This is a genomic window from Streptomyces sp. NPDC003284, assembly GCF_053589675.1.
This window is the reverse complement of the sequence record NZ_JBSFSI010000008.1, coordinates 85,063-100,438: the sequence shown is the minus strand read 5'-3', so window position 1 is coordinate 100,438 and position 15,376 is coordinate 85,063. Positions and strand designations below refer to the sequence as shown.

Genomic DNA, 15,376 nt, shown 5'->3' with positions numbered 1-15,376 from the left:
AAGGAGCCGTACCGCCCGGCACACACTGCGAGACGGCGTCAGACGCGACGGCGCTTCGGCGGGCGGCAGCCGTTGTGCGGGGTCGGGGTGACGTCCTGGATGGAGCCGACCTCGAGACCGGTCGCCTGGAGCGAGCGGATGGCGGTCTCACGACCGGAACCCGGGCCCTTGACGAACACGTCGACCTTGCGCATGCCGTGCTCCTGGGCGCGGCGGGCAGCCGACTCGGCGGCCATCTGCGCGGCGAACGGCGTGGACTTGCGGGAGCCCTTGAAGCCGACGTGGCCGGCGGAGGCCCAGGAGATCACGTTGCCGCTGGGGTCGGTGATCGAAACGATGGTGTTGTTGAACGTGCTCTTGATGTGCGCGTGGCCGTGAGCGACGTTCTTCTTTTCCTTGCGGCGCACCTTCTTGGCAGCGCCCTGACGTCCCTTGGGGGGCATGTCGTTCTCCTACGGGAGGTGGTCGGTCCTACAGCGAAGACCGCTGGACGGCGAGTCCGCTGCGGACTACTTCTTGCCCGGCTTCTTCTTGCCGGCGATGGCGCGACGCGGGCCCTTGCGGGTACGGGCGTTCGTGCTGGTGCGCTGACCGCGGACGGGCAGACCGCGGCGGTGCCGCAGACCCTGGTAGCAGCCGATCTCGACCTTGCGGCGGATGTCGGCCTGGATCTCGCGACGGAGGTCACCCTCGGTCTTGATGTTGTTGTCGACGTACTCGCGGATCGCGACGAGCTGCTCCTCGGAGAGGTCGCGAACGCGGGTGTTCGGGTCGATGCCGGTGGCGTCCAGCGTCTGCTGGGACAGGGTCCGGCCGATGCCGAACACATAGGTCAGGGCGACCTCCACGCGCTTTTCGCGCGGGATGTCAACACCGGAAACGCGTGCCATTCAATGGCTCCAGTTTGATCTTCGGAGGTCTTCCACAGGACCGGTGCCCAGCCGCCGTACCAGGTACGAACTGGGTCCCCGGCCTCCGAACCGGGGGTGTCGAGCGTGCGCGCACGCCGCTCGGGTCCTGCGTATGAACATATTCAGCTCGCGTCGCGCGAATCTCTGCGATTGCGGTGCAGAGGGAGCGGTCGGTCGTGCGTCAGCCCTGGCGCTGCTTGTGGCGCGGGTTCTCGCAGATGACCATGACCCGACCGTGACGGCGGATCACCCTGCACTTGTCGCAGATCTTCTTGACGCTCGGCTTGACCTTCATGGGATGTGAGGTTCTCCGGGTCAGTTGCCGGCGGACCCATGGCCTGGCGGCCACGGGACGTGGGCAAGATCTACTTGTACCGGTAGACGATCCGGCCACGCGTCAGGTCGTACGGAGAAAGCTCCACCACGACCCGGTCGTCAGGGAGGATGCGGATGTAGTGCATACGCATCTTGCCGCTGATGTGTGCCAGGACCTGGTGGCCGTTCTGGAGCTCGACCCTGAACATGGCGTTCGGCAGAGACTCGACGACAGTGCCCTCGATCTCGATGGCACCTTGCTTCTTGGCCACGCTTCGCCCTTCGAATCGACTACCTTGATCGACTCTCGGTGCTTTCCCTTGCGGGCGCATGCGGACATACGGATGCACGAGAGCCGACGAGTCAGTCTACGTCAGCGCACCCGGAAACACGAATCGGGAAAGTCTGCCCCACCCGGGAGATCGTTACGCCGGGCCCCCTCGGACAACTCGTCCGAGCGTGGGCCGCGGGTGAGGGCGGCTGAGCCGGCGCCCGCGCCGGGCGGGAATCAGCCCAGCGGGTCCGGCGCCGCCGTCACGCCCAGCTCGGCCAGCTTCGCGCGGCCGCCGTCCGGGGAGGTCAGGACCAGCGGGCCCGCCTCGGTCAGGGCCACCGAGTGCTCCCAGTGCGAGGACCAGGTGCCGTCCGTGGTGATGACCGTCCACTCGTCGTCCAGGACACGGGTCCTCGGGGTGCCGAGGGAGACCATGGGCTCGATGGCCAGGCAGAAGCCGGGGACCAGCTTGGGACCCTTGCCGCGGCGGCGGTCGACGTAGTTCAGCAGATGCGGGTCCATGTGCATCTCGGTCCCGATGCCGTGGCCGCCGTAGTCCTCGATGATCCCGTACTTGCCGCCGCCGGGCTTGGGCTGGCGGCGGATGTACGTCTCGACGGCACGGGAGATGTCCACGAGCCGGTTGCCCTGCTTCATGGCCGCGATGCCCGCCCACATCGACTCCTCGGTCACCCGCGACAGCTCGACCAGTTCCGGGGCGTGCCCGGAACCGACGAAGGCGGTGTACGCCGCGTCACCGTGCCAGCCGTCGACGATCGCGCCGCAGTCGATGGAGATGATGTCGCCGTCCTTGAGGACGACGTCCTCGGCGGGGATGCCGTGCACGACCACCTCGTTGACCGAGGTGCAGATCGTGGCGGGGAAGCCGCCGTAGCCGAGGAAGTTCGGCTTGGCGTCGTGCTCGGCCAGCACCTTGCGGGCCACCTGGTCCAGGTCCTTGGTGCTCGCGCCCGGTACGGCCGCCTCCCGGGTGGCCGCGTGGATCGCGGCGACGACCAGCCCCGCCGCACGCATCGTGGCGATCTGCTCGGGGGTCTTGATCTGCACCATGGGGACGGGGCCTTTCTCGGAACCGGGGGCCGACTTCTTCAACCATAAGGGCGCCTCGGGGCGCCCACAGCGCAGCCGCGGCCCCCGGCGAAGGGACCGCGGCTGCGACCGTCGTGATGACTACTGCGTGGCGTCCTCGCGCTTGAGCGCCTCCAGGGCGCGCCGCGTGATCTCGTCCACCGGACCCAGCGACGAGATCGTCACGACCAGGCCCTGCTTCCGGTAGTAGTCGATGATCGGCTCGGTCTGCGTGTGGTAGACCTCCAGCCGCTTGCGGACGGTGTCCTCGTGGTCGTCGTCCCGCTGGTACAGCTCGCCGCCGCAGACGTCGCAGACGCCTTCCTGCTGCGGCTTGCTGTACGTCACGTGGAAGACGTGGCTGGAGTCGTTGCGGCAGATGCGCCGGCCGGCGATCCGCTTCACGACCTCGTCCTCGGGAGCCTCCAGGTCGAGCACCGCGTCCAGCCGGATGCCCTCGCTGCTGAGCGTCTCGTCCAGCGCCTCGGCCTGCGACACATTGCGCGGGAACCCGTCGAGCAGGAACCCGCCCTCGGCGTCCGGCTGCTCCATGCGGTCCTTGGCCATCGCGATGGTGACCTCGTCCGGGACCAGGTTGCCGGCGTCCATGTAGGACTTCGCGAGCTTGCCCAGCTCCGTCTGCCTGCTGATGTTGGCGCGGAACAGGTCACCCGTGGAGATGTGCGGGATCGACAGCTTCTCTGCAAGGCGCGTGGCCTGCGTACCCTTGCCTGCGCCAGGCGGCCCGACGAGGACGATTCGCATCAGCGGAGGAACCCTTCGTAATTGCGCTGCTGGAGCTGGCTCTCGATCTGCTTCACCGTCTCCAGACCGACACCCACGATGATCAGGATGCTGGTACCGCCGAACGGGAAGTTCTGGCTTGCCCCGAAGCCGACCAACGCCACTGTTGGCACGAGAGCGATCAGACCCAAGTACAGCGAACCCGGCCAGGTGATCCGGTTGAGCACGTACGAAAGGTACTCAGCGGTCGGTCGGCCAGCCCGGATGCCCGGGATGAAGCCACCATACTTCTTCATGTTGTCGGCGACTTCTTCGGGGTTGAAGGAGATCGCCACGTAGAAGAACGCGAAGAACACGATGAGCAAGAAGTACGCGGTGATGTAGATCGGGTGGTCGCCCTTGGTCAGGTTCTGCTGGACCCAGGTCTTCCACCCGGAGTTGCCGCCGGAGAACTGCGCGACGAGCGCCGGGATGTAGAGCAGCGACGAGGCGAAGATGACCGGGATCACACCCGCCTGGTTCACCTTGAGCGGGATGTACGTCGACGTACCGCCGTAGGACCGGCGGCCGATCATGCGCTTCGCGTACTGCACCGGGATGCGGCGCTGGGCCTGCTCCACGAAGACGACCAGACCGACCATGATCAGGCCGACCAGGAGCACGGTGCCGAACTCGATCCAGCCGTCGGCCAGCTTGCCCGACTTCTTGATCGACCACAGGGCCGACGGGAAGGTGGCGGCGATCGAGATGAACATCAGGATCGACATGCCGTTGCCGATGCCGCGGTCGGTGATCAGCTCACCGAGCCACATGACCGTGACGGTGCCGGCGGTCATGCAGATCACCATGACGACGGTGTTGAAGATCGCCTGGTCCGGGACGATGCTCGACGCCACCGTGCACCCGGAGAACAGGGCGCCGCTGCGGGCGGTGGCCACCAGGCCGGTGCCCTGGAGGATGGCGAGCGCCACCGTCAGGTAGCGGGTGTACTGGGTGATCTTCGCGGTGCCGGACTGGCCCTCCTTCTTGAGGGCCTCCAGCCGCGGGATCACCACGGTCAGCAGCTGAAGAATGATGCTCGCCGTGATGTACGGCAGGATCCCGAGGGCGAAGATCGTGATCTGGAGCAGCGCGCCGCCGCTGAACATGTTGACCAGACCGAACAGCCCCTGGTTGCCCGAGGCCTCGGTCACGCACTGCTGCACGGCCTTGTAGTTGACGCCCGGGATCGGGACGTGGGTACCGACGCGGTACACCACGACGATGCCGAGCGTGAAGAGCAGCTTCTTGCGCAGGTCGGGCGTCCTGAACGCCCGGGCGAAGCCGGTGAGCACGGTGCCTCCTGCGACCCCCGCGCACGTGCGTCAGGGTGACGGTTTTGAGGTTCCAACAGAGAACGACGAATGGACAACGGACGACTGCCGCTCCGGGTGCCCGAGGTGCGGCGTCCGGTGGAAGTGGACAGTGCAGGCCACCTTACCGGCGATACCGCCCCCCTAGGAACGACCAACCGGGGATACCCCATTTGTGGGTATCCCCGGTCGGGACGTTCAGGTCATCGAGACGTCCGAGGGTTTCAGACGAGCTCGGTGACGCTACCGCCGGCGGCGGTGATCTTCTCCTTGGCGGACCCGGAGACGGCGTCGACCGTCACCTGGAGCGCCACGGAGACCTCGCCCTGGCCGAGAACCTTGACGAGGCTGTTCTTGCGAACGGCACCCTTGGCCACCAGGTCCTCGACGGTGACCTCGCCACCCTCGGGGTACAGCGCGGCCAGCTTGTCGAGGTTCACGACCTGGTACTCGGTCTTGAACGGGTTCTTGAAGCCCTTCAGCTTCGGAAGACGCATGTGGAGGGGCATCTGGCCACCCTCGAAGCGCTCCGGAACCTGGTAGCGGGCCTTGGTGCCCTTGGTACCACGACCGGCCGTCTTACCCTTCGACGCCTCACCACGACCCACACGGGTCTTGGCGGTCTTGGCGCCCGGGGCGGGACGGAGGTTGTGGATCTTGAGCGGGTTCTGCTCCGCCATGATCAGTCGACCTCCTCGACCGTCACGAGGTGGCGGACGGTGTGCACCATGCCGCGGAACTCGGGACGATCCTCCTTGACGACCACGTCACCCAGGCGCTTGAGGCCCAGGGAACGCAGGGTGTCGCGGTGGTTCTGCTTGCTGCCGATGTAGGACTTCGTCTGCGTGATCTTGAGCTGCGCCATGATTACGCACCCGCCCCGGCACGCGCACGAAGGAGAGCCGCGGGGGCGACGTCCTCAAGGGGCAGACCGCGGCGGGCCGCGACCTCCTCGGGACGCTGCAGGCCCTTGAGGGCCGCCACGGTGGCGTGCACGATGTTGATCGCGTTGTCGGAGCCCAGGGACTTCGACAGGATGTCGTGGATACCGGCGCACTCGAGCACGGCGCGCACCGGACCACCGGCGATAACACCGGTACCGGGCGACGCGGGCTTGAGCAGCACGACGCCGGCAGCCTTCTCACCCTGGATCGGGTGCGGGATGGTGCCCTGGATGCGGGGGACCTTGAAGAAGTGCTTCTTGGCCTCCTCAACACCCTTGGCGATGGCGGCCGGCACCTCCTTGGCCTTGCCGTATCCGACACCCACGGTGCCGTCACCGTCGCCCACCACGACCAGCGCGGTGAAGCTGAAGCGACGACCACCCTTCACAACCTTGGCGACACGGTTGATCGCGACGACGCGCTCGACGTACGCGGTCTTCTCGGCGGCAGCTGCGCCGCCGTCACGGCCCTTCCGGTCCCGCCGCTCGCCGCCACCGGCACCGCCACCGCGGCGCTGGGGTCCAGCCATTGGAATTACCTCTCTCTGTTTCCGCTAGCTCGGAACCGGCTCAGAACTTCAGGCCGGCTTCGCGGGCGGCGTCCGCCAGGGCGGCGATGCGCCCGGCGTACTGGTTGCCACCACGGTCGAACACGACAGCCTCGACACCGGCGGCCTTGGCGCGCTCGGCGACCAGGGCGCCGACCTGCTTGGCCTGCGCGGACTTGTCGCCCTCGGCGCCGCGGATCGACGTGTCCAGCGTGGACGCCGATGCCACGGTGTGGCCCTTGAGGTCGTCGATCACCTGCGCCACGATGTGGCGGTTGGAGCGGGTCACGACCAGACGGGGGCGCTCCGCCGTACCGGAGATCCGCTTGCGGATCCGGATGTGACGGCGCTTGATCGCGGCGCGCTTGTAGGCGTCGCCCTTGAGGATCTTCTGCCCGTATGCCATGGCTTACTTACCCGCCTTTCCGACCTTGCGGCGGATGACTTCGCCCTCGTACTTGACACCCTTGGCCTTGTACGGGTCGGGCTTGCGCAGCTTGCGGATGTTCGCCGCAACCTCGCCGACCTTCTGCTTGTCGATACCCTCGACCGAGAAGCGGGTGGGGGCCTCGACCTTGAAGGTGATGCCCTCGGGTGCCTCGACGGTGATCGGGTGGCTGTAGCCGAGCGCGAACTCCAGGTTCGAACCCTTGGCCGTCACGCGGTAACCGACACCGCTGATCTCGAGCTTCTTCACGTAACCCTGGGTCACGCCGGTGATCATGTTCGCCACCAGCGTGCGGGACAGGCCGTGCAGGGCCTTGTTCTGACGCTCGTCGTTGGGGCGGGTGACGTTGAGAACGCCGTCCTCACCCTTGGCGATGTCGATCGGCGCCACGACGGTGTGGGTCAGTTCGCCCTTGGGGCCCTTGACCTTGACCGTACGGCCGTCGATGGTGACGTCCACGCCGGCGGGAACCGTGATGGGGAGCTTGCCAATGCGCGACATAGCTGTTTCCTCCGTTCCCTTCCGCTACCAGACGTAGGCGAGGACTTCCCCACCCACGCCCTTCTTGCCGGCCTGCTTGTCGGTGAGGAGCCCGTGCGACGTGGAGATGATCGCCACGCCGAGGCCGCCCAGCACCTTGGGCAGGTTGGTGGACTTCGCGTAGACCCGGAGACCGGGCTTCGAGATCCGCTTGATGCCCGCGATGGAGCGCTCACGGTTCGGGCCGTACTTCAGCTCGAGGACGAGGCTCTTGCCGACCTCGGCGTCCTCGGTCTTCCAGCCGGTGATGAAGCCCTCCTGCTGGAGGATCTCCGCGATGTGCGACTTGATCTTCGATGCCGGCATCGTCACGGAGTCGTGGTATGCCGAGTTCGCGTTCCGCAGACGCGTAAGCATGTCTGCGATCGGATCAGTCATGGTCATGAATTGGCCTTCGGCCTCTCTCGCCGGGGTTTCCTGGTGCGCCATCCCTCTCCCCGATCCGAGACGGGACGGGTGCGGCGCGGTGGACCTACGGCGTAGTAAGTCGTTTAGGGCGCGGCGGGCGCCCAACCCCACAAGCCTAAGGCATGGGGGGTGGGTCGCCTGCCGACCCCGGTTGCTTACCGAGAGTCCTGGTTAACCCAAGTGGGCTGTTACCAGGAGCTCTTGGTCACGCCCGGCAGCTCGCCACGGTGAGCCATCTCACGAAGGCACACGCGGCACAGGCCGAACTTGCGGTACACGGAGTGCGGGCGGCCGCAGCGCTGGCAGCGGGTGTAGCCACGCACACCGAACTTGGGCTTGCGAGCAGCCTTCGCGATGAGAGCCTTCTTCGCCATCTCGCTCACGCCTCCTTGAACGGGAAGCCGAGGTGACGGAGAAGGGCGCGGCCCTCTTCGTCGTTGGTCGCCGTGGTGACCACGGTGATGTCCATACCCCGGACACGGTCGATCTTGTCCTGGTCGATCTCGTGGAACATGACCTGCTCCGTGAGACCGAAGGTGTAGTTGCCACGGCCGTCGAACTGCTTGGGGGACAGGCCGCGGAAGTCGCGGATGCGCGGCAGCGCGAGCGACAGGGTGCGGTCCAGGAACTCCCACATGCGGTCGCCACGGAGCGTGACGTGGGCACCGATCGGCTGGCCCTCACGCAGCTTGAACTGCGCGATGGACTTGCGGGCCTTGGTGACCGCGGGCTTCTGGCCGGTGATCGTGGTGAGGTCGCGGATGGCGCCCTCGATCAGCTTGGAGTCGCGGGCGGCGTCGCCCACACCCATGTTGACCACGATCTTGACGAGGCCCGGGATCTGCATGACGTTCTCGTACTTGAACTCGTCACGCAGCTTGGGGGCGATCTCGCCGCGGTACTTCTGCTTCAGACGCGGGGCAGTGGTGGTAGCCATCAGATGTCCTCACCCGTCCGCTTGGCAACGCGGATCTTGTTGCCCTCGTCGTCGAAGCGGTAACCGACGCGCGTGACGACCTTGTTGCCGTCCTTCTCCACGACCAGCTGGACGTTGGAGACGTGGATCGGGGCCTCGGTGGTCACGATGCCGCCGGCCTGGGAACCGCCGGCGGTCGGGCCGGCCTTGGTGTGCTTCTTGACCCGGTTGACACCCTCGACCAGGACGCGGTCCTCGCGGGGGAAGGCCGCGATGACCTTGCCCTGCTTGCCCTTGTCCTTACCGGTGATGACCTGGACCAGGTCGCCCTTCTTGATCTTCATGCTCACAGCACCTCCGGCGCGAGGGAGATGATCTTCATGAACTTCTTCTCGCGCAGCTCACGGCCGACCGGGCCGAAGATACGGGTGCCGCGAGGGTCGCCGTCGTTCTTCAGAATGACGGCGGCGTTCTCGTCGAAGCGGATGTACGAGCCGTCCGGACGGCGGCGCTCCTTGACGGTGCGAACGATGACCGCCTTGACGACGTCACCCTTCTTCACGTTGCCACCGGGGATCGCGTCCTTGACGGTGGCGACGATGACGTCACCGATGCCCGCGTAGCGGCGACCGGAGCCACCGAGCACACGGATGCAAAGGATTTCCTTCGCACCAGTGTTGTCGGCGACACGCAGCCGCGACTCCTGCTGGATCACGTCTATCTCCTGTTTGTCTGCCGGTTCCCCGGGGGCCGCTCAGCGAGCGGCCCCCGGAGCCTGGCGGAACTGTCCTGCGGATGGTCCCCGCAGGAATTACTTGGCCTTCTCGAGGATCTCGACGACGCGCCAGCGCTTCGTCGCGGACAGCGGCCGGGTCTCCATGAGGAGGACGCGGTCGCCGACACCCGCGGCGTTCTGCTCGTCGTGCGCCTTGAGCTTGTTCGTACGGCGGATGACCTTGCCGTACAGCGCGTGCTTGACGCGGTCCTCGACGGCGACGACGACGGTCTTGTCCATCTTGTCGCTGACGACGAGACCCTCACGGGTCTTGCGGAAGCCGCGCGCCTCTGCGTTCTCAGTCACGTTCTTCTCGCTCATGCGTTCTCCACCGTTTCGATGCCCAGCTCACGCTCGCGCATCAGGGTGTAGATCCGCGCGATGTCCTTGCGGACCGCCTTGAGACGGCCGTGGTTTTCGAGCTGACCCGTCGCCGCCTGGAAACGGAGGTTGAACAGCTCTTCCTTGGCCTCGCGGAGCTTGCCCAGAAGCTCCTCGTTGCCCAGCTCGCGCAGCTCGGACGCCTTGGTACCGGCCGACATCACGCTTCACCTGCCTCGCGCTTGACGATCCGGCACTTCATCGGCAGCTTGTGGGCCGCACGAGTCAGCGCCTCACGGGCGATCTTCTCGTTGGGGTACGACAGCTCGAACATGACGCGTCCGGGCTTGACGTTCGCGATCCACCACTCCGGCGAACCCTTACCGGAACCCATGCGGGTCTCGGCCGGCTTCTTGGTGAGGGGACGGTCCGGGTAGATGTTGATCCAGACCTTGCCGCCACGCTTGATGTGGCGGGTCATCGCGATACGGGCCGCCTCGATCTGGCGGTTCGTGACGTAGGCCGGGGTCAGCGCCTGGATGCCGTACTCGCCGAACGCAACCTGCGTGCCACCCTTGGCCATGCCGTCGCGCTTGGGGTGGTGCTGCTTGCGGTGCTTGACCCTACGGGGGATCAGCATGGTGGTCAGGCCTCCGTTCCGGTGCTCTCAGCCGGAGCCGCAGCGGCCGGAGCCTCGGCCTTGGGGGCCTCGGCGGCCGGAGCCTGCTGCTGCTGCGGCTTGCGACCGCGCCGCTCGCCACCGCGGCCACCACGGGCCGGGCGGTCGGCACCGCCGCGGGCCGGGCGGTTACCCGCACGGGCCGCAGCGTTCTCGGCGCGGACCTCGGCGATGTTCTTGACGTCGCCCTTGTAGATCCAGACCTTCACGCCGATGCGGCCGAAGGTCGTCTTGGCCTCGAAGAAGCCGTAGTCCACGTTCGCGCGGAGCGTGTGCAGGGGCACACGGCCCTCGCGGTAGAACTCCGAGCGGGACATCTCGGCGCCACCGAGGCGGCCGCCGCACTGGATCTTGATGCCCTTGGCGCCGGCCTTCATCGCCGACTGCATGCTCTTGCGCATGGCACGGCGGAAGGAGACGCGGGAGGAGAGCTGCTCGGCGACGGCCTGGGCAACCAGCTGAGCGTCGGTCTCGGGGTTCTTGACCTCGAGGATGTTCAGCTGGACCTGCTTGCCCGTGAGCTTCTCGAGGTCGCCGCGGATGCGGTCGGCCTCGGCGCCGCGGCGGCCGATGACGATGCCCGGACGCGCGGTGTGGATGTCCACCCGCACACGGTCACGGGTGCGCTCGATCTCGACCTTGGAGATGCCGGCGCGCTCCATGCCGGACGTCATCATCCGACGGATGGCGACGTCTTCCTTGACGTAGTCCTTGTACAGCTTGTCGGCGTACCAACGCGACTTGAAGTCGGTCGTGACACCGAGCCGGAACCCGTGCGGGTTTACCTTCTGGCCCATTACCGGGTTCCTTCCTTGCTGCTGACGACCACGGTGATGTGGCTGGTCCGCTTGCGGATCCGGTAGGCACGGCCCTGGGCGCGCGGCCGGAACCGCTTCAGGGTCGGGCCCTCGTCGACGTAGGCCTCGGAAATGAAGAGGCTGTCGACATCGGTGTGGTCGTAGTTGTGCGCGGCGTTGGCGATGGCGCTGTCCAGCACCTTGCCGACCGGCACGCTCGCGGCCTGCGGGGCGAAACGCAGGACCGCCTGAGCCTCCGTGGCATCCATGCCACGGATGAGGTCCACCACACGGCGGGCCTTCATGGGCGTGACGCGGATGTACCGCGCCTGGGCCCTGGCTTCCATGGTTGTCCCTTCAGTGTTTGTCATGATCTTTCACACCCCGCTGACTAGCGGCGCTTCGACTTCCGGTCGTCCTTCACGTGACCCCGGAAGGTGCGCGTCGGCGAGAACTCGCCGAGCTTGTGGCCGACCATGGACTCGGTGACAAACACCGGGATGTGGGTCTTGCCGTTGTGCACCGCGATCGTGTGGCCGAGCATCGCCGGGACGATCATCGAGCGACGGGACCAGGTCTTGATGACGTTCTTGGTGCCTGCTTCGTTCTGTACGTCCACCTTCTTGATCAGGTGGTCGTCGACGAAAGGCCCCTTCTTCAAGCTACGAGGCATCTCAACCCGTCCTTAACGCTTCTTGTTCGTCTTGCGGCGGCGGACGATGTACTTGTTGCTCGCCTTCTTGGGAGAACGAGTACGACCTTCCTTCTGACCCCAGGGGCTGACCGGGTGGCGGCCACCCGAGGTCTTGCCCTCACCACCACCGTGGGGGTGGTCAACCGGGTTCATCGCCACACCGCGAACGGTCGGGCGGACGCCCAGCCAGCGCTTGCGGCCGGCCTTGCCCCAGTTGATGTTGCTCTGCTCGGCGTTGCCGACCTCGCCGACCGTGGCGCGGCAGCGCTGGTCGACCAGGCGGATCTCACCGGACGGCATGCGGAGGTGGGCCATCGTGCCCTCCTTCGCGAGCAGCTGCACGGAGGCACCGGCGGAGCGGGCGAACTTGGCACCGCCACCGGGGCGGAGCTCGATCGCGTGGATCGTGGTACCGACCGGGATGTTGCGGAGAGCCAGGTTGTTGCCCGGCTTGATGTCGGCCCCGGGACCGTTCTCGACGCGGTCGCCCTGCTGGAGGTTGCGCGGGGCGAGGATGTAGCGCTTCTCGCCGTCGGCGTAGTGCAGCAGCGCGATGCGCGCGGTGCGGTTGGGGTCGTACTCGATGTGCGCGACCTTCGCCGGCACGCCGTCCTTGTCGTGACGACGGAAGTCGATCACGCGGTAGGCGCGCTTGTGTCCGCCACCCTGGTGGCGAACGGTCACACGACCGGAATTGTTACGGCCGCCCTTGCTGTGCAGGGGACGGACCAGCGACTTCTCCGGCGTGGACCGCGTGACCTCGACGAAGTCGGCGACGCTGGCGCCACGACGGCCAGGAGTCGTCGGCTTGTACTTGCGGATACCCATTGTCTCTCAGTCCTCGGAAAGTGATTCCGAAATCTGGACGCTCCAGACCACCGTCAGGCGGTCGGACCGCCGAAGATGTCGATACGGTCGCCGTCGGCGAGGGTCACGATCGCGCGCTTGGTGGCGGCACGCTGACCGAAGCCGGTCTTGGTGCGCTTGCGCTTGCCCTGGCGGTTGATCGTGTTGACGCCGGTGACCTTGACCTCGAAGACCGCCTGGACGGCCTGCTTGATCTGGGTCTTGTTGGCGTTCGGGTCGACGATGAACGTGTACTTGTTCTCGTCGAGGAGCGCGTAGCTCTTCTCCGACACGACCGGCTTGAGCAGGACGTCACGGGGGTCCGTGTACGACTTGCTCAGCGGGGTCTCGACGGTGTTCTTGCCCTCGGCGGCGTGGCGGCGCGCCTTGGCGACGCGCGCGGCCTTGGCGGCCTTGGCGGCCTTCGAGGCGATGGAGGGGTGACGCGTAGCCATCAGGCCTCGCTCCCTTCGGTGTCGTTGGCCTTGTTCGGGCCGGCGACGAAGGACTCGAAAGCGGCCTTGGTGAAGACCACGTCGTCCGAGACGAGAACGTCGTACGTGTTCAGCTGGCCCGGCTCCAGGATGTGGACCTGGGGCAGGTTGCGGGCGGACAGCCACGCGGCCTCGTCGGCGCGGTCGACGACCAGGAGCAGGTTCTTGCGCTCCGAGATCTTGCCGAACAGCGTCCGGGCGGCCTTGGTGGAGGCGGTCTCACCCTCGACCACGCCGGAGACGACGTGGATGCGGTTGTGGCGGGCCCGGTCGGTGAGGGCGTGGCGCAGGGCCGCGGCCTTCATCTTCTTCGGGGTCCGCTGCGAGTAGTCGCGCGGCACGGGACCGTGCACGACGCCACCACCGGCGAACTGCGGCGCGCGGGTCGAGCCCTGACGGGCCCGGCCGGTGCCCTTCTGGCGGTACGGCTTCTTGCCACCGCCGCGGACCTCGCCACGCGTCTTGGTCTTGTGGGTGCCCTGACGGGCAGCGGCCAGCTGTGCGACGACGACCTGGTGGATCAGCGGAATGCTGACCTTCTCAACGCCGAAGATCTCCGCGGGGAGCTCGACGGTACCGGCCTTCTCGCCCGCCGGCGAAAGGATCTCAACAGTGCTCATCGGTTACCTCAGGCCCCCTTGGCCGCGGTGCGGACCAGGACGAGGCCGCCGTTCGGACCGGGAACCGCGCCCTTGATGAGCAGCAGACCCTTCTCCGCGTCAACGGCGTGGACGGTCAGGTTCTGGGTGGTGACCCGCTCGTTGCCCATACGACCCGCCATGCGGAGGCCCTTGAACACACGGCCCGGGGTGGCGCAGCCACCGATGGAACCGGGCGAGCGGTGCTTGCGCTGGGTGCCGTGACCGGCGCCGAGGCCCTTGAAGTTGTGACGCTTCATGACACCGGCGAAGCCCTTGCCCTTGCTCTTGCCGGTGACGTCGACCTTGATGCCCGCCTCGAAGACCTCGGCGGTGACTTCCTGGCCGAGGGTGTACTCGGAGGCGTCCGCGGTGCGGATCTCGACGAGGTGACGGCGGGGGGTGACGTCGGCCTTGGCGAAGTGGCCCTTGAGGGGCTTGTTCACCTTGCGCGGGTCGATCTCGCCGAAGGCGATCTGGACCGACTCGTAGCCGTCGACATCGTTCGTACGGACCTGGGTGACGACGTTGGGGCCGGCCTTGACGACGGTGACCGGAACAACACGGTTGTTCTCGTCCCACACCTGCGTCATGCCGAGCTTCTCGCCCAGGATGCCCTTGATCTGCTTAGCCATTCTCAGATCACCAGCCCTCAGAGCTTGATCTCGATGTCGACACCGGCCGGGAGGTCGAGTCGCATCAGAGAGTCAACGGTCTTGGGGGTCGGGTCGAGAATGTCGATCAGGCGCTTGTGCGTGCGCATCTCGAAGTGCTCGCGCGAGTCCTTGTACTTGTGCGGCGACTTGATGACGCAGTACACGTTCTTCTCAGTGGGCAGCGGCACCGGGCCCGCGACCGACGCACCAGTGCGGGTCACCGTCTCGACGATCTTCTTCGCCGAGGAGTCGATGACCTCGTGGTCGTAGGCCTTGAGCCGGATGCGGATCTTCTGTCCCGCCATGGCTACTTCGTAGTCCTGTCTCTTCTTACGCTCTGGAACCCGGTGTCTTCCTGGTTCCCCTTGGTCTTCGCCGACCCACGCGGTCGGGCGTGTCGCGCTCTCGCTGACATGGATGTCCCTTGTGAGGACATCCCTGCGGGATTGCGCGGCCCCACCGGAACCGCAGGCCGGGGATCGAAGACCCACCGGGCGCCTGGTCGGTGCCGCACCCACGCTTCCCGAAAGATTCCCGTACGTCCGCCCCAGCGCTGCCGTGAGGCAGTTAGGGCGACGAGTACTGTGGGACTCGCTTCCGGTCCTCCCGGCGGGAGGCGCGCAGCATCAACACTCGACCGAGCAACTCGGACAGTCTGCCATACGGGACGGCGGCCTGGCCAATCGAGCCGAAGAGATTACCCCGAAGGTGACGCAGGTCAAACCGGCGAGCGGGGCGGCACGGGCGAGAGATCAGCTCTCCGAGGCGTACGACACGAAGTCCACCCAGGCACCTGGGGCCAGCGCGAGCTGGGGGCCACCGGTGTTCTTGGAGTCGCGGACGTGGACGGTGGCGGGGGCGTGGGCCACCTCGACGCAGTCGTTGCCGTTGCTGCTGTCGCTGTAGCTGCTCTTGAACCAGTGGAGTTCCGGAGTGCTCATAGTTCCCTCCAGCGCTTGCTCGATGAAGACCAGAGACGCCCTACTGA

The 15,376-nt window shown here is 66.6% G+C and carries 29 protein-coding genes; all 29 read right to left on the bottom strand.

Annotated features, from left to right (window positions below; all coding sequences use genetic code 11):
* Positions 1-38: 38 nt before the first annotated feature.
* Positions 39-443 (bottom strand): 30S ribosomal protein S11, encoded by a 405-nt coding sequence (rpsK, locus tag ACWDYF_RS18845; RefSeq protein ID WP_003956432.1) that lies wholly within the window; start codon positions 441-443, stop codon positions 39-41.
* A gap of 66 nt (positions 444-509) precedes the next feature.
* A complete protein-coding gene (gene rpsM, locus ACWDYF_RS18840; protein WP_018564821.1) occupies positions 510-890 on the bottom strand; it encodes a 30S ribosomal protein S13 in 381 nt (126 codons plus the stop codon).
* Between the two features lie 202 nt (positions 891-1,092).
* The gene (rpmJ, locus tag ACWDYF_RS18835; RefSeq protein WP_003998809.1) at positions 1,093-1,206 is read right to left on the bottom strand and encodes a 50S ribosomal protein L36; all 114 of its coding nucleotides are present in this window, start codon (positions 1,204-1,206) and stop codon (positions 1,093-1,095) included.
* 70 nt (positions 1,207-1,276) lie between these two features.
* Positions 1,277-1,498, bottom strand: a complete 222-nt coding sequence (infA, locus tag ACWDYF_RS18830; RefSeq protein ID WP_004927214.1) for a translation initiation factor IF-1 — start codon at positions 1,496-1,498, stop codon at positions 1,277-1,279.
* A gap of 236 nt (positions 1,499-1,734) precedes the next feature.
* Positions 1,735-2,571, bottom strand: coding sequence for a type I methionyl aminopeptidase (map, locus tag ACWDYF_RS18825; RefSeq protein WP_389468982.1), 837 nt, complete (start codon positions 2,569-2,571; stop codon positions 1,735-1,737).
* A 120-nt stretch (positions 2,572-2,691) separates the two neighbouring features.
* A complete protein-coding gene (locus ACWDYF_RS18820; protein WP_018564819.1) occupies positions 2,692-3,354 on the bottom strand; it encodes an adenylate kinase in 663 nt (220 codons plus the stop codon).
* Positions 3,354-4,667 carry a preprotein translocase subunit SecY gene (secY, locus tag ACWDYF_RS18815; RefSeq protein ID WP_018564818.1) on the bottom strand — a complete coding sequence of 438 codons (1,314 nt, stop codon included), beginning with the start codon at positions 4,665-4,667 and terminating at the stop codon, positions 3,354-3,356. The genes ACWDYF_RS18820 and secY overlap by 1 nt, the downstream gene beginning before the upstream one ends.
* Positions 4,668-4,909: 242 nt before the next feature.
* On the bottom strand, positions 4,910-5,365 hold the full coding sequence (rplO, locus tag ACWDYF_RS18810; protein ID WP_018564817.1) for a 50S ribosomal protein L15: 456 nt from the start codon (positions 5,363-5,365) through the stop codon (positions 4,910-4,912).
* Between the two features lie 2 nt (positions 5,366-5,367).
* Positions 5,368-5,550, bottom strand: a complete 183-nt coding sequence (gene rpmD, locus ACWDYF_RS18805) for a 50S ribosomal protein L30 (protein ID WP_009190145.1) — start codon at positions 5,548-5,550, stop codon at positions 5,368-5,370.
* Between the two features lie 2 nt (positions 5,551-5,552).
* The gene (gene rpsE, locus ACWDYF_RS18800; protein WP_007494753.1) at positions 5,553-6,158 is read right to left on the bottom strand and encodes a 30S ribosomal protein S5; all 606 of its coding nucleotides are present in this window, start codon (positions 6,156-6,158) and stop codon (positions 5,553-5,555) included.
* A gap of 40 nt (positions 6,159-6,198) precedes the next feature.
* Positions 6,199-6,582: a 50S ribosomal protein L18 gene (gene rplR / locus ACWDYF_RS18795; protein WP_079660410.1), complete on the bottom strand. Its 384-nt coding sequence runs from the start codon at positions 6,580-6,582 to the stop codon at positions 6,199-6,201.
* Between the two features lie 3 nt (positions 6,583-6,585).
* On the bottom strand, positions 6,586-7,125 hold the full coding sequence (gene rplF, locus ACWDYF_RS18790; RefSeq protein WP_018564815.1) for a 50S ribosomal protein L6: 540 nt from the start codon (positions 7,123-7,125) through the stop codon (positions 6,586-6,588).
* Between the two features lie 24 nt (positions 7,126-7,149).
* Positions 7,150-7,548, bottom strand: a complete 399-nt coding sequence (gene rpsH, locus ACWDYF_RS18785; RefSeq protein ID WP_389468977.1) for a 30S ribosomal protein S8 — start codon at positions 7,546-7,548, stop codon at positions 7,150-7,152.
* Between the two features lie 212 nt (positions 7,549-7,760).
* Complete coding sequence (locus tag ACWDYF_RS18780; protein WP_003948630.1) at positions 7,761-7,946, bottom strand: type Z 30S ribosomal protein S14; 186 nt, start codon at positions 7,944-7,946, stop codon at positions 7,761-7,763.
* 5 nt (positions 7,947-7,951) lie between these two features.
* Positions 7,952-8,509 carry a 50S ribosomal protein L5 gene (gene rplE, locus ACWDYF_RS18775; protein ID WP_018564813.1) on the bottom strand — a complete coding sequence of 186 codons (558 nt, stop codon included), beginning with the start codon at positions 8,507-8,509 and terminating at the stop codon, positions 7,952-7,954.
* Positions 8,509-8,832, bottom strand: a complete 324-nt coding sequence (rplX, locus tag ACWDYF_RS18770) for a 50S ribosomal protein L24 (RefSeq protein ID WP_024883202.1) — start codon at positions 8,830-8,832, stop codon at positions 8,509-8,511. The genes rplE and rplX overlap by 1 nt, the downstream gene beginning before the upstream one ends.
* Before the next feature lie 2 nt (positions 8,833-8,834).
* Positions 8,835-9,203: a 50S ribosomal protein L14 gene (rplN, locus tag ACWDYF_RS18765; RefSeq protein ID WP_003998823.1), complete on the bottom strand. Its 369-nt coding sequence runs from the start codon at positions 9,201-9,203 to the stop codon at positions 8,835-8,837.
* Between the two features lie 96 nt (positions 9,204-9,299).
* Positions 9,300-9,584: a 30S ribosomal protein S17 gene (rpsQ, locus tag ACWDYF_RS18760; protein WP_018543912.1), complete on the bottom strand. Its 285-nt coding sequence runs from the start codon at positions 9,582-9,584 to the stop codon at positions 9,300-9,302.
* Complete coding sequence (rpmC, locus tag ACWDYF_RS18755) at positions 9,581-9,805, bottom strand: 50S ribosomal protein L29 (RefSeq protein WP_018564811.1); 225 nt, start codon at positions 9,803-9,805, stop codon at positions 9,581-9,583. Before rpmC ends, rpsQ begins: the two co-directional genes overlap by 4 nt.
* Complete coding sequence (rplP, locus tag ACWDYF_RS18750; protein WP_018564810.1) at positions 9,805-10,224, bottom strand: 50S ribosomal protein L16; 420 nt, start codon at positions 10,222-10,224, stop codon at positions 9,805-9,807. Before rplP ends, rpmC begins: the two co-directional genes overlap by 1 nt.
* A gap of 5 nt (positions 10,225-10,229) precedes the next feature.
* Complete coding sequence (rpsC, locus tag ACWDYF_RS18745; protein ID WP_028420771.1) at positions 10,230-11,060, bottom strand: 30S ribosomal protein S3; 831 nt, start codon at positions 11,058-11,060, stop codon at positions 10,230-10,232.
* A complete protein-coding gene (gene rplV, locus ACWDYF_RS18740) occupies positions 11,060-11,407 on the bottom strand; it encodes a 50S ribosomal protein L22 (RefSeq protein WP_006130776.1) in 348 nt (115 codons plus the stop codon). Before rplV ends, rpsC begins: the two co-directional genes overlap by 1 nt.
* 44 nt (positions 11,408-11,451) lie before the next feature.
* Positions 11,452-11,733: a 30S ribosomal protein S19 gene (rpsS, locus tag ACWDYF_RS18735; RefSeq protein WP_003948639.1), complete on the bottom strand. Its 282-nt coding sequence runs from the start codon at positions 11,731-11,733 to the stop codon at positions 11,452-11,454.
* Positions 11,734-11,745: 12 nt separating this feature from the next.
* Positions 11,746-12,582: a 50S ribosomal protein L2 gene (gene rplB / locus ACWDYF_RS18730; RefSeq protein ID WP_018564806.1), complete on the bottom strand. Its 837-nt coding sequence runs from the start codon at positions 12,580-12,582 to the stop codon at positions 11,746-11,748.
* A gap of 53 nt (positions 12,583-12,635) precedes the next feature.
* Positions 12,636-13,055: a 50S ribosomal protein L23 gene (gene rplW, locus ACWDYF_RS18725; protein ID WP_018564805.1), complete on the bottom strand. Its 420-nt coding sequence runs from the start codon at positions 13,053-13,055 to the stop codon at positions 12,636-12,638.
* A complete protein-coding gene (gene rplD / locus ACWDYF_RS18720) occupies positions 13,055-13,714 on the bottom strand; it encodes a 50S ribosomal protein L4 (protein ID WP_064534640.1) in 660 nt (219 codons plus the stop codon). Before rplD ends, rplW begins: the two co-directional genes overlap by 1 nt.
* 8 nt (positions 13,715-13,722) lie before the next feature.
* On the bottom strand, positions 13,723-14,367 hold the full coding sequence (rplC, locus tag ACWDYF_RS18715; protein ID WP_018564803.1) for a 50S ribosomal protein L3: 645 nt from the start codon (positions 14,365-14,367) through the stop codon (positions 13,723-13,725).
* A gap of 17 nt (positions 14,368-14,384) precedes the next feature.
* Positions 14,385-14,693, bottom strand: a complete 309-nt coding sequence (gene rpsJ / locus ACWDYF_RS18710) for a 30S ribosomal protein S10 (protein WP_003948644.1) — start codon at positions 14,691-14,693, stop codon at positions 14,385-14,387.
* A 447-nt stretch (positions 14,694-15,140) separates the two neighbouring features.
* A complete protein-coding gene (locus tag ACWDYF_RS18705) occupies positions 15,141-15,329 on the bottom strand; it encodes a DUF397 domain-containing protein (protein WP_389468966.1) in 189 nt (62 codons plus the stop codon).
* Between the last annotated feature and the right edge of the window lie 47 nt (positions 15,330-15,376).

Coding starts and splice junctions, on each gene's coding strand:
- rpsK (WP_003956432.1), bottom strand. CDS start 443: ATGCCCCCCAAGGGACGTCAGGGCGCTGCCAAGAAGGTGCGCCGCAAG.
- rpsM (WP_018564821.1), bottom strand. CDS start 890: ATGGCACGCGTTTCCGGTGTTGACATCCCGCGCGAAAAGCGCGTGGAG.
- rpmJ (WP_003998809.1), bottom strand. CDS start 1,206: ATGAAGGTCAAGCCGAGCGTCAAGAAGATCTGCGACAAGTGCAGGGTG.
- map (WP_389468982.1), bottom strand. CDS start 2,571: ATGGTGCAGATCAAGACCCCCGAGCAGATCGCCACGATGCGTGCGGCG.
- ACWDYF_RS18820 (WP_018564819.1), bottom strand. CDS start 3,354: ATGCGAATCGTCCTCGTCGGGCCGCCTGGCGCAGGCAAGGGTACGCAG.
- rplO (WP_018564817.1), bottom strand. CDS start 5,365: ATGGCGGAGCAGAACCCGCTCAAGATCCACAACCTCCGTCCCGCCCCG.
- rpmD (WP_009190145.1), bottom strand. CDS start 5,550: ATGGCGCAGCTCAAGATCACGCAGACGAAGTCCTACATCGGCAGCAAG.
- rpsE (WP_007494753.1), bottom strand. CDS start 6,158: ATGGCTGGACCCCAGCGCCGCGGTGGCGGTGCCGGTGGCGGCGAGCGG.
- rplR (WP_079660410.1), bottom strand. CDS start 6,582: ATGGCATACGGGCAGAAGATCCTCAAGGGCGACGCCTACAAGCGCGCC.
- rplF (WP_018564815.1), bottom strand. CDS start 7,125: ATGTCGCGCATTGGCAAGCTCCCCATCACGGTTCCCGCCGGCGTGGAC.
- rpsH (WP_389468977.1), bottom strand. CDS start 7,548: ATGACCATGACTGATCCGATCGCAGACATGCTTACGCGTCTGCGGAAC.
- ACWDYF_RS18780 (WP_003948630.1), bottom strand. CDS start 7,946: ATGGCGAAGAAGGCTCTCATCGCGAAGGCTGCTCGCAAGCCCAAGTTC.
- rplE (WP_018564813.1), bottom strand. CDS start 8,509: ATGGCTACCACCACTGCCCCGCGTCTGAAGCAGAAGTACCGCGGCGAG.
- rplX (WP_024883202.1), bottom strand. CDS start 8,832: ATGAAGATCAAGAAGGGCGACCTGGTCCAGGTCATCACCGGTAAGGAC.
- rpsQ (WP_018543912.1), bottom strand. CDS start 9,584: ATGAGCGAGAAGAACGTGACTGAGAACGCAGAGGCGCGCGGCTTCCGC.
- rpmC (WP_018564811.1), bottom strand. CDS start 9,805: ATGTCGGCCGGTACCAAGGCGTCCGAGCTGCGCGAGCTGGGCAACGAG.
- rplP (WP_018564810.1), bottom strand. CDS start 10,224: ATGCTGATCCCCCGTAGGGTCAAGCACCGCAAGCAGCACCACCCCAAG.
- rpsC (WP_028420771.1), bottom strand. CDS start 11,060: ATGGGCCAGAAGGTAAACCCGCACGGGTTCCGGCTCGGTGTCACGACC.
- rplV (WP_006130776.1), bottom strand. CDS start 11,407: ATGGAAGCCAGGGCCCAGGCGCGGTACATCCGCGTCACGCCCATGAAG.
- rpsS (WP_003948639.1), bottom strand. CDS start 11,733: ATGCCTCGTAGCTTGAAGAAGGGGCCTTTCGTCGACGACCACCTGATC.
- rplB (WP_018564806.1), bottom strand. CDS start 12,582: ATGGGTATCCGCAAGTACAAGCCGACGACTCCTGGCCGTCGTGGCGCC.
- rplW (WP_018564805.1), bottom strand. CDS start 13,055: ATGGCTACGCGTCACCCCTCCATCGCCTCGAAGGCCGCCAAGGCCGCC.
- rplD (WP_064534640.1), bottom strand. CDS start 13,714: ATGAGCACTGTTGAGATCCTTTCGCCGGCGGGCGAGAAGGCCGGTACC.
- rplC (WP_018564803.1), bottom strand. CDS start 14,367: ATGGCTAAGCAGATCAAGGGCATCCTGGGCGAGAAGCTCGGCATGACG.
- rpsJ (WP_003948644.1), bottom strand. CDS start 14,693: ATGGCGGGACAGAAGATCCGCATCCGGCTCAAGGCCTACGACCACGAG.
- ACWDYF_RS18705 (WP_389468966.1), bottom strand. CDS start 15,329: ATGAGCACTCCGGAACTCCACTGGTTCAAGAGCAGCTACAGCGACAGC.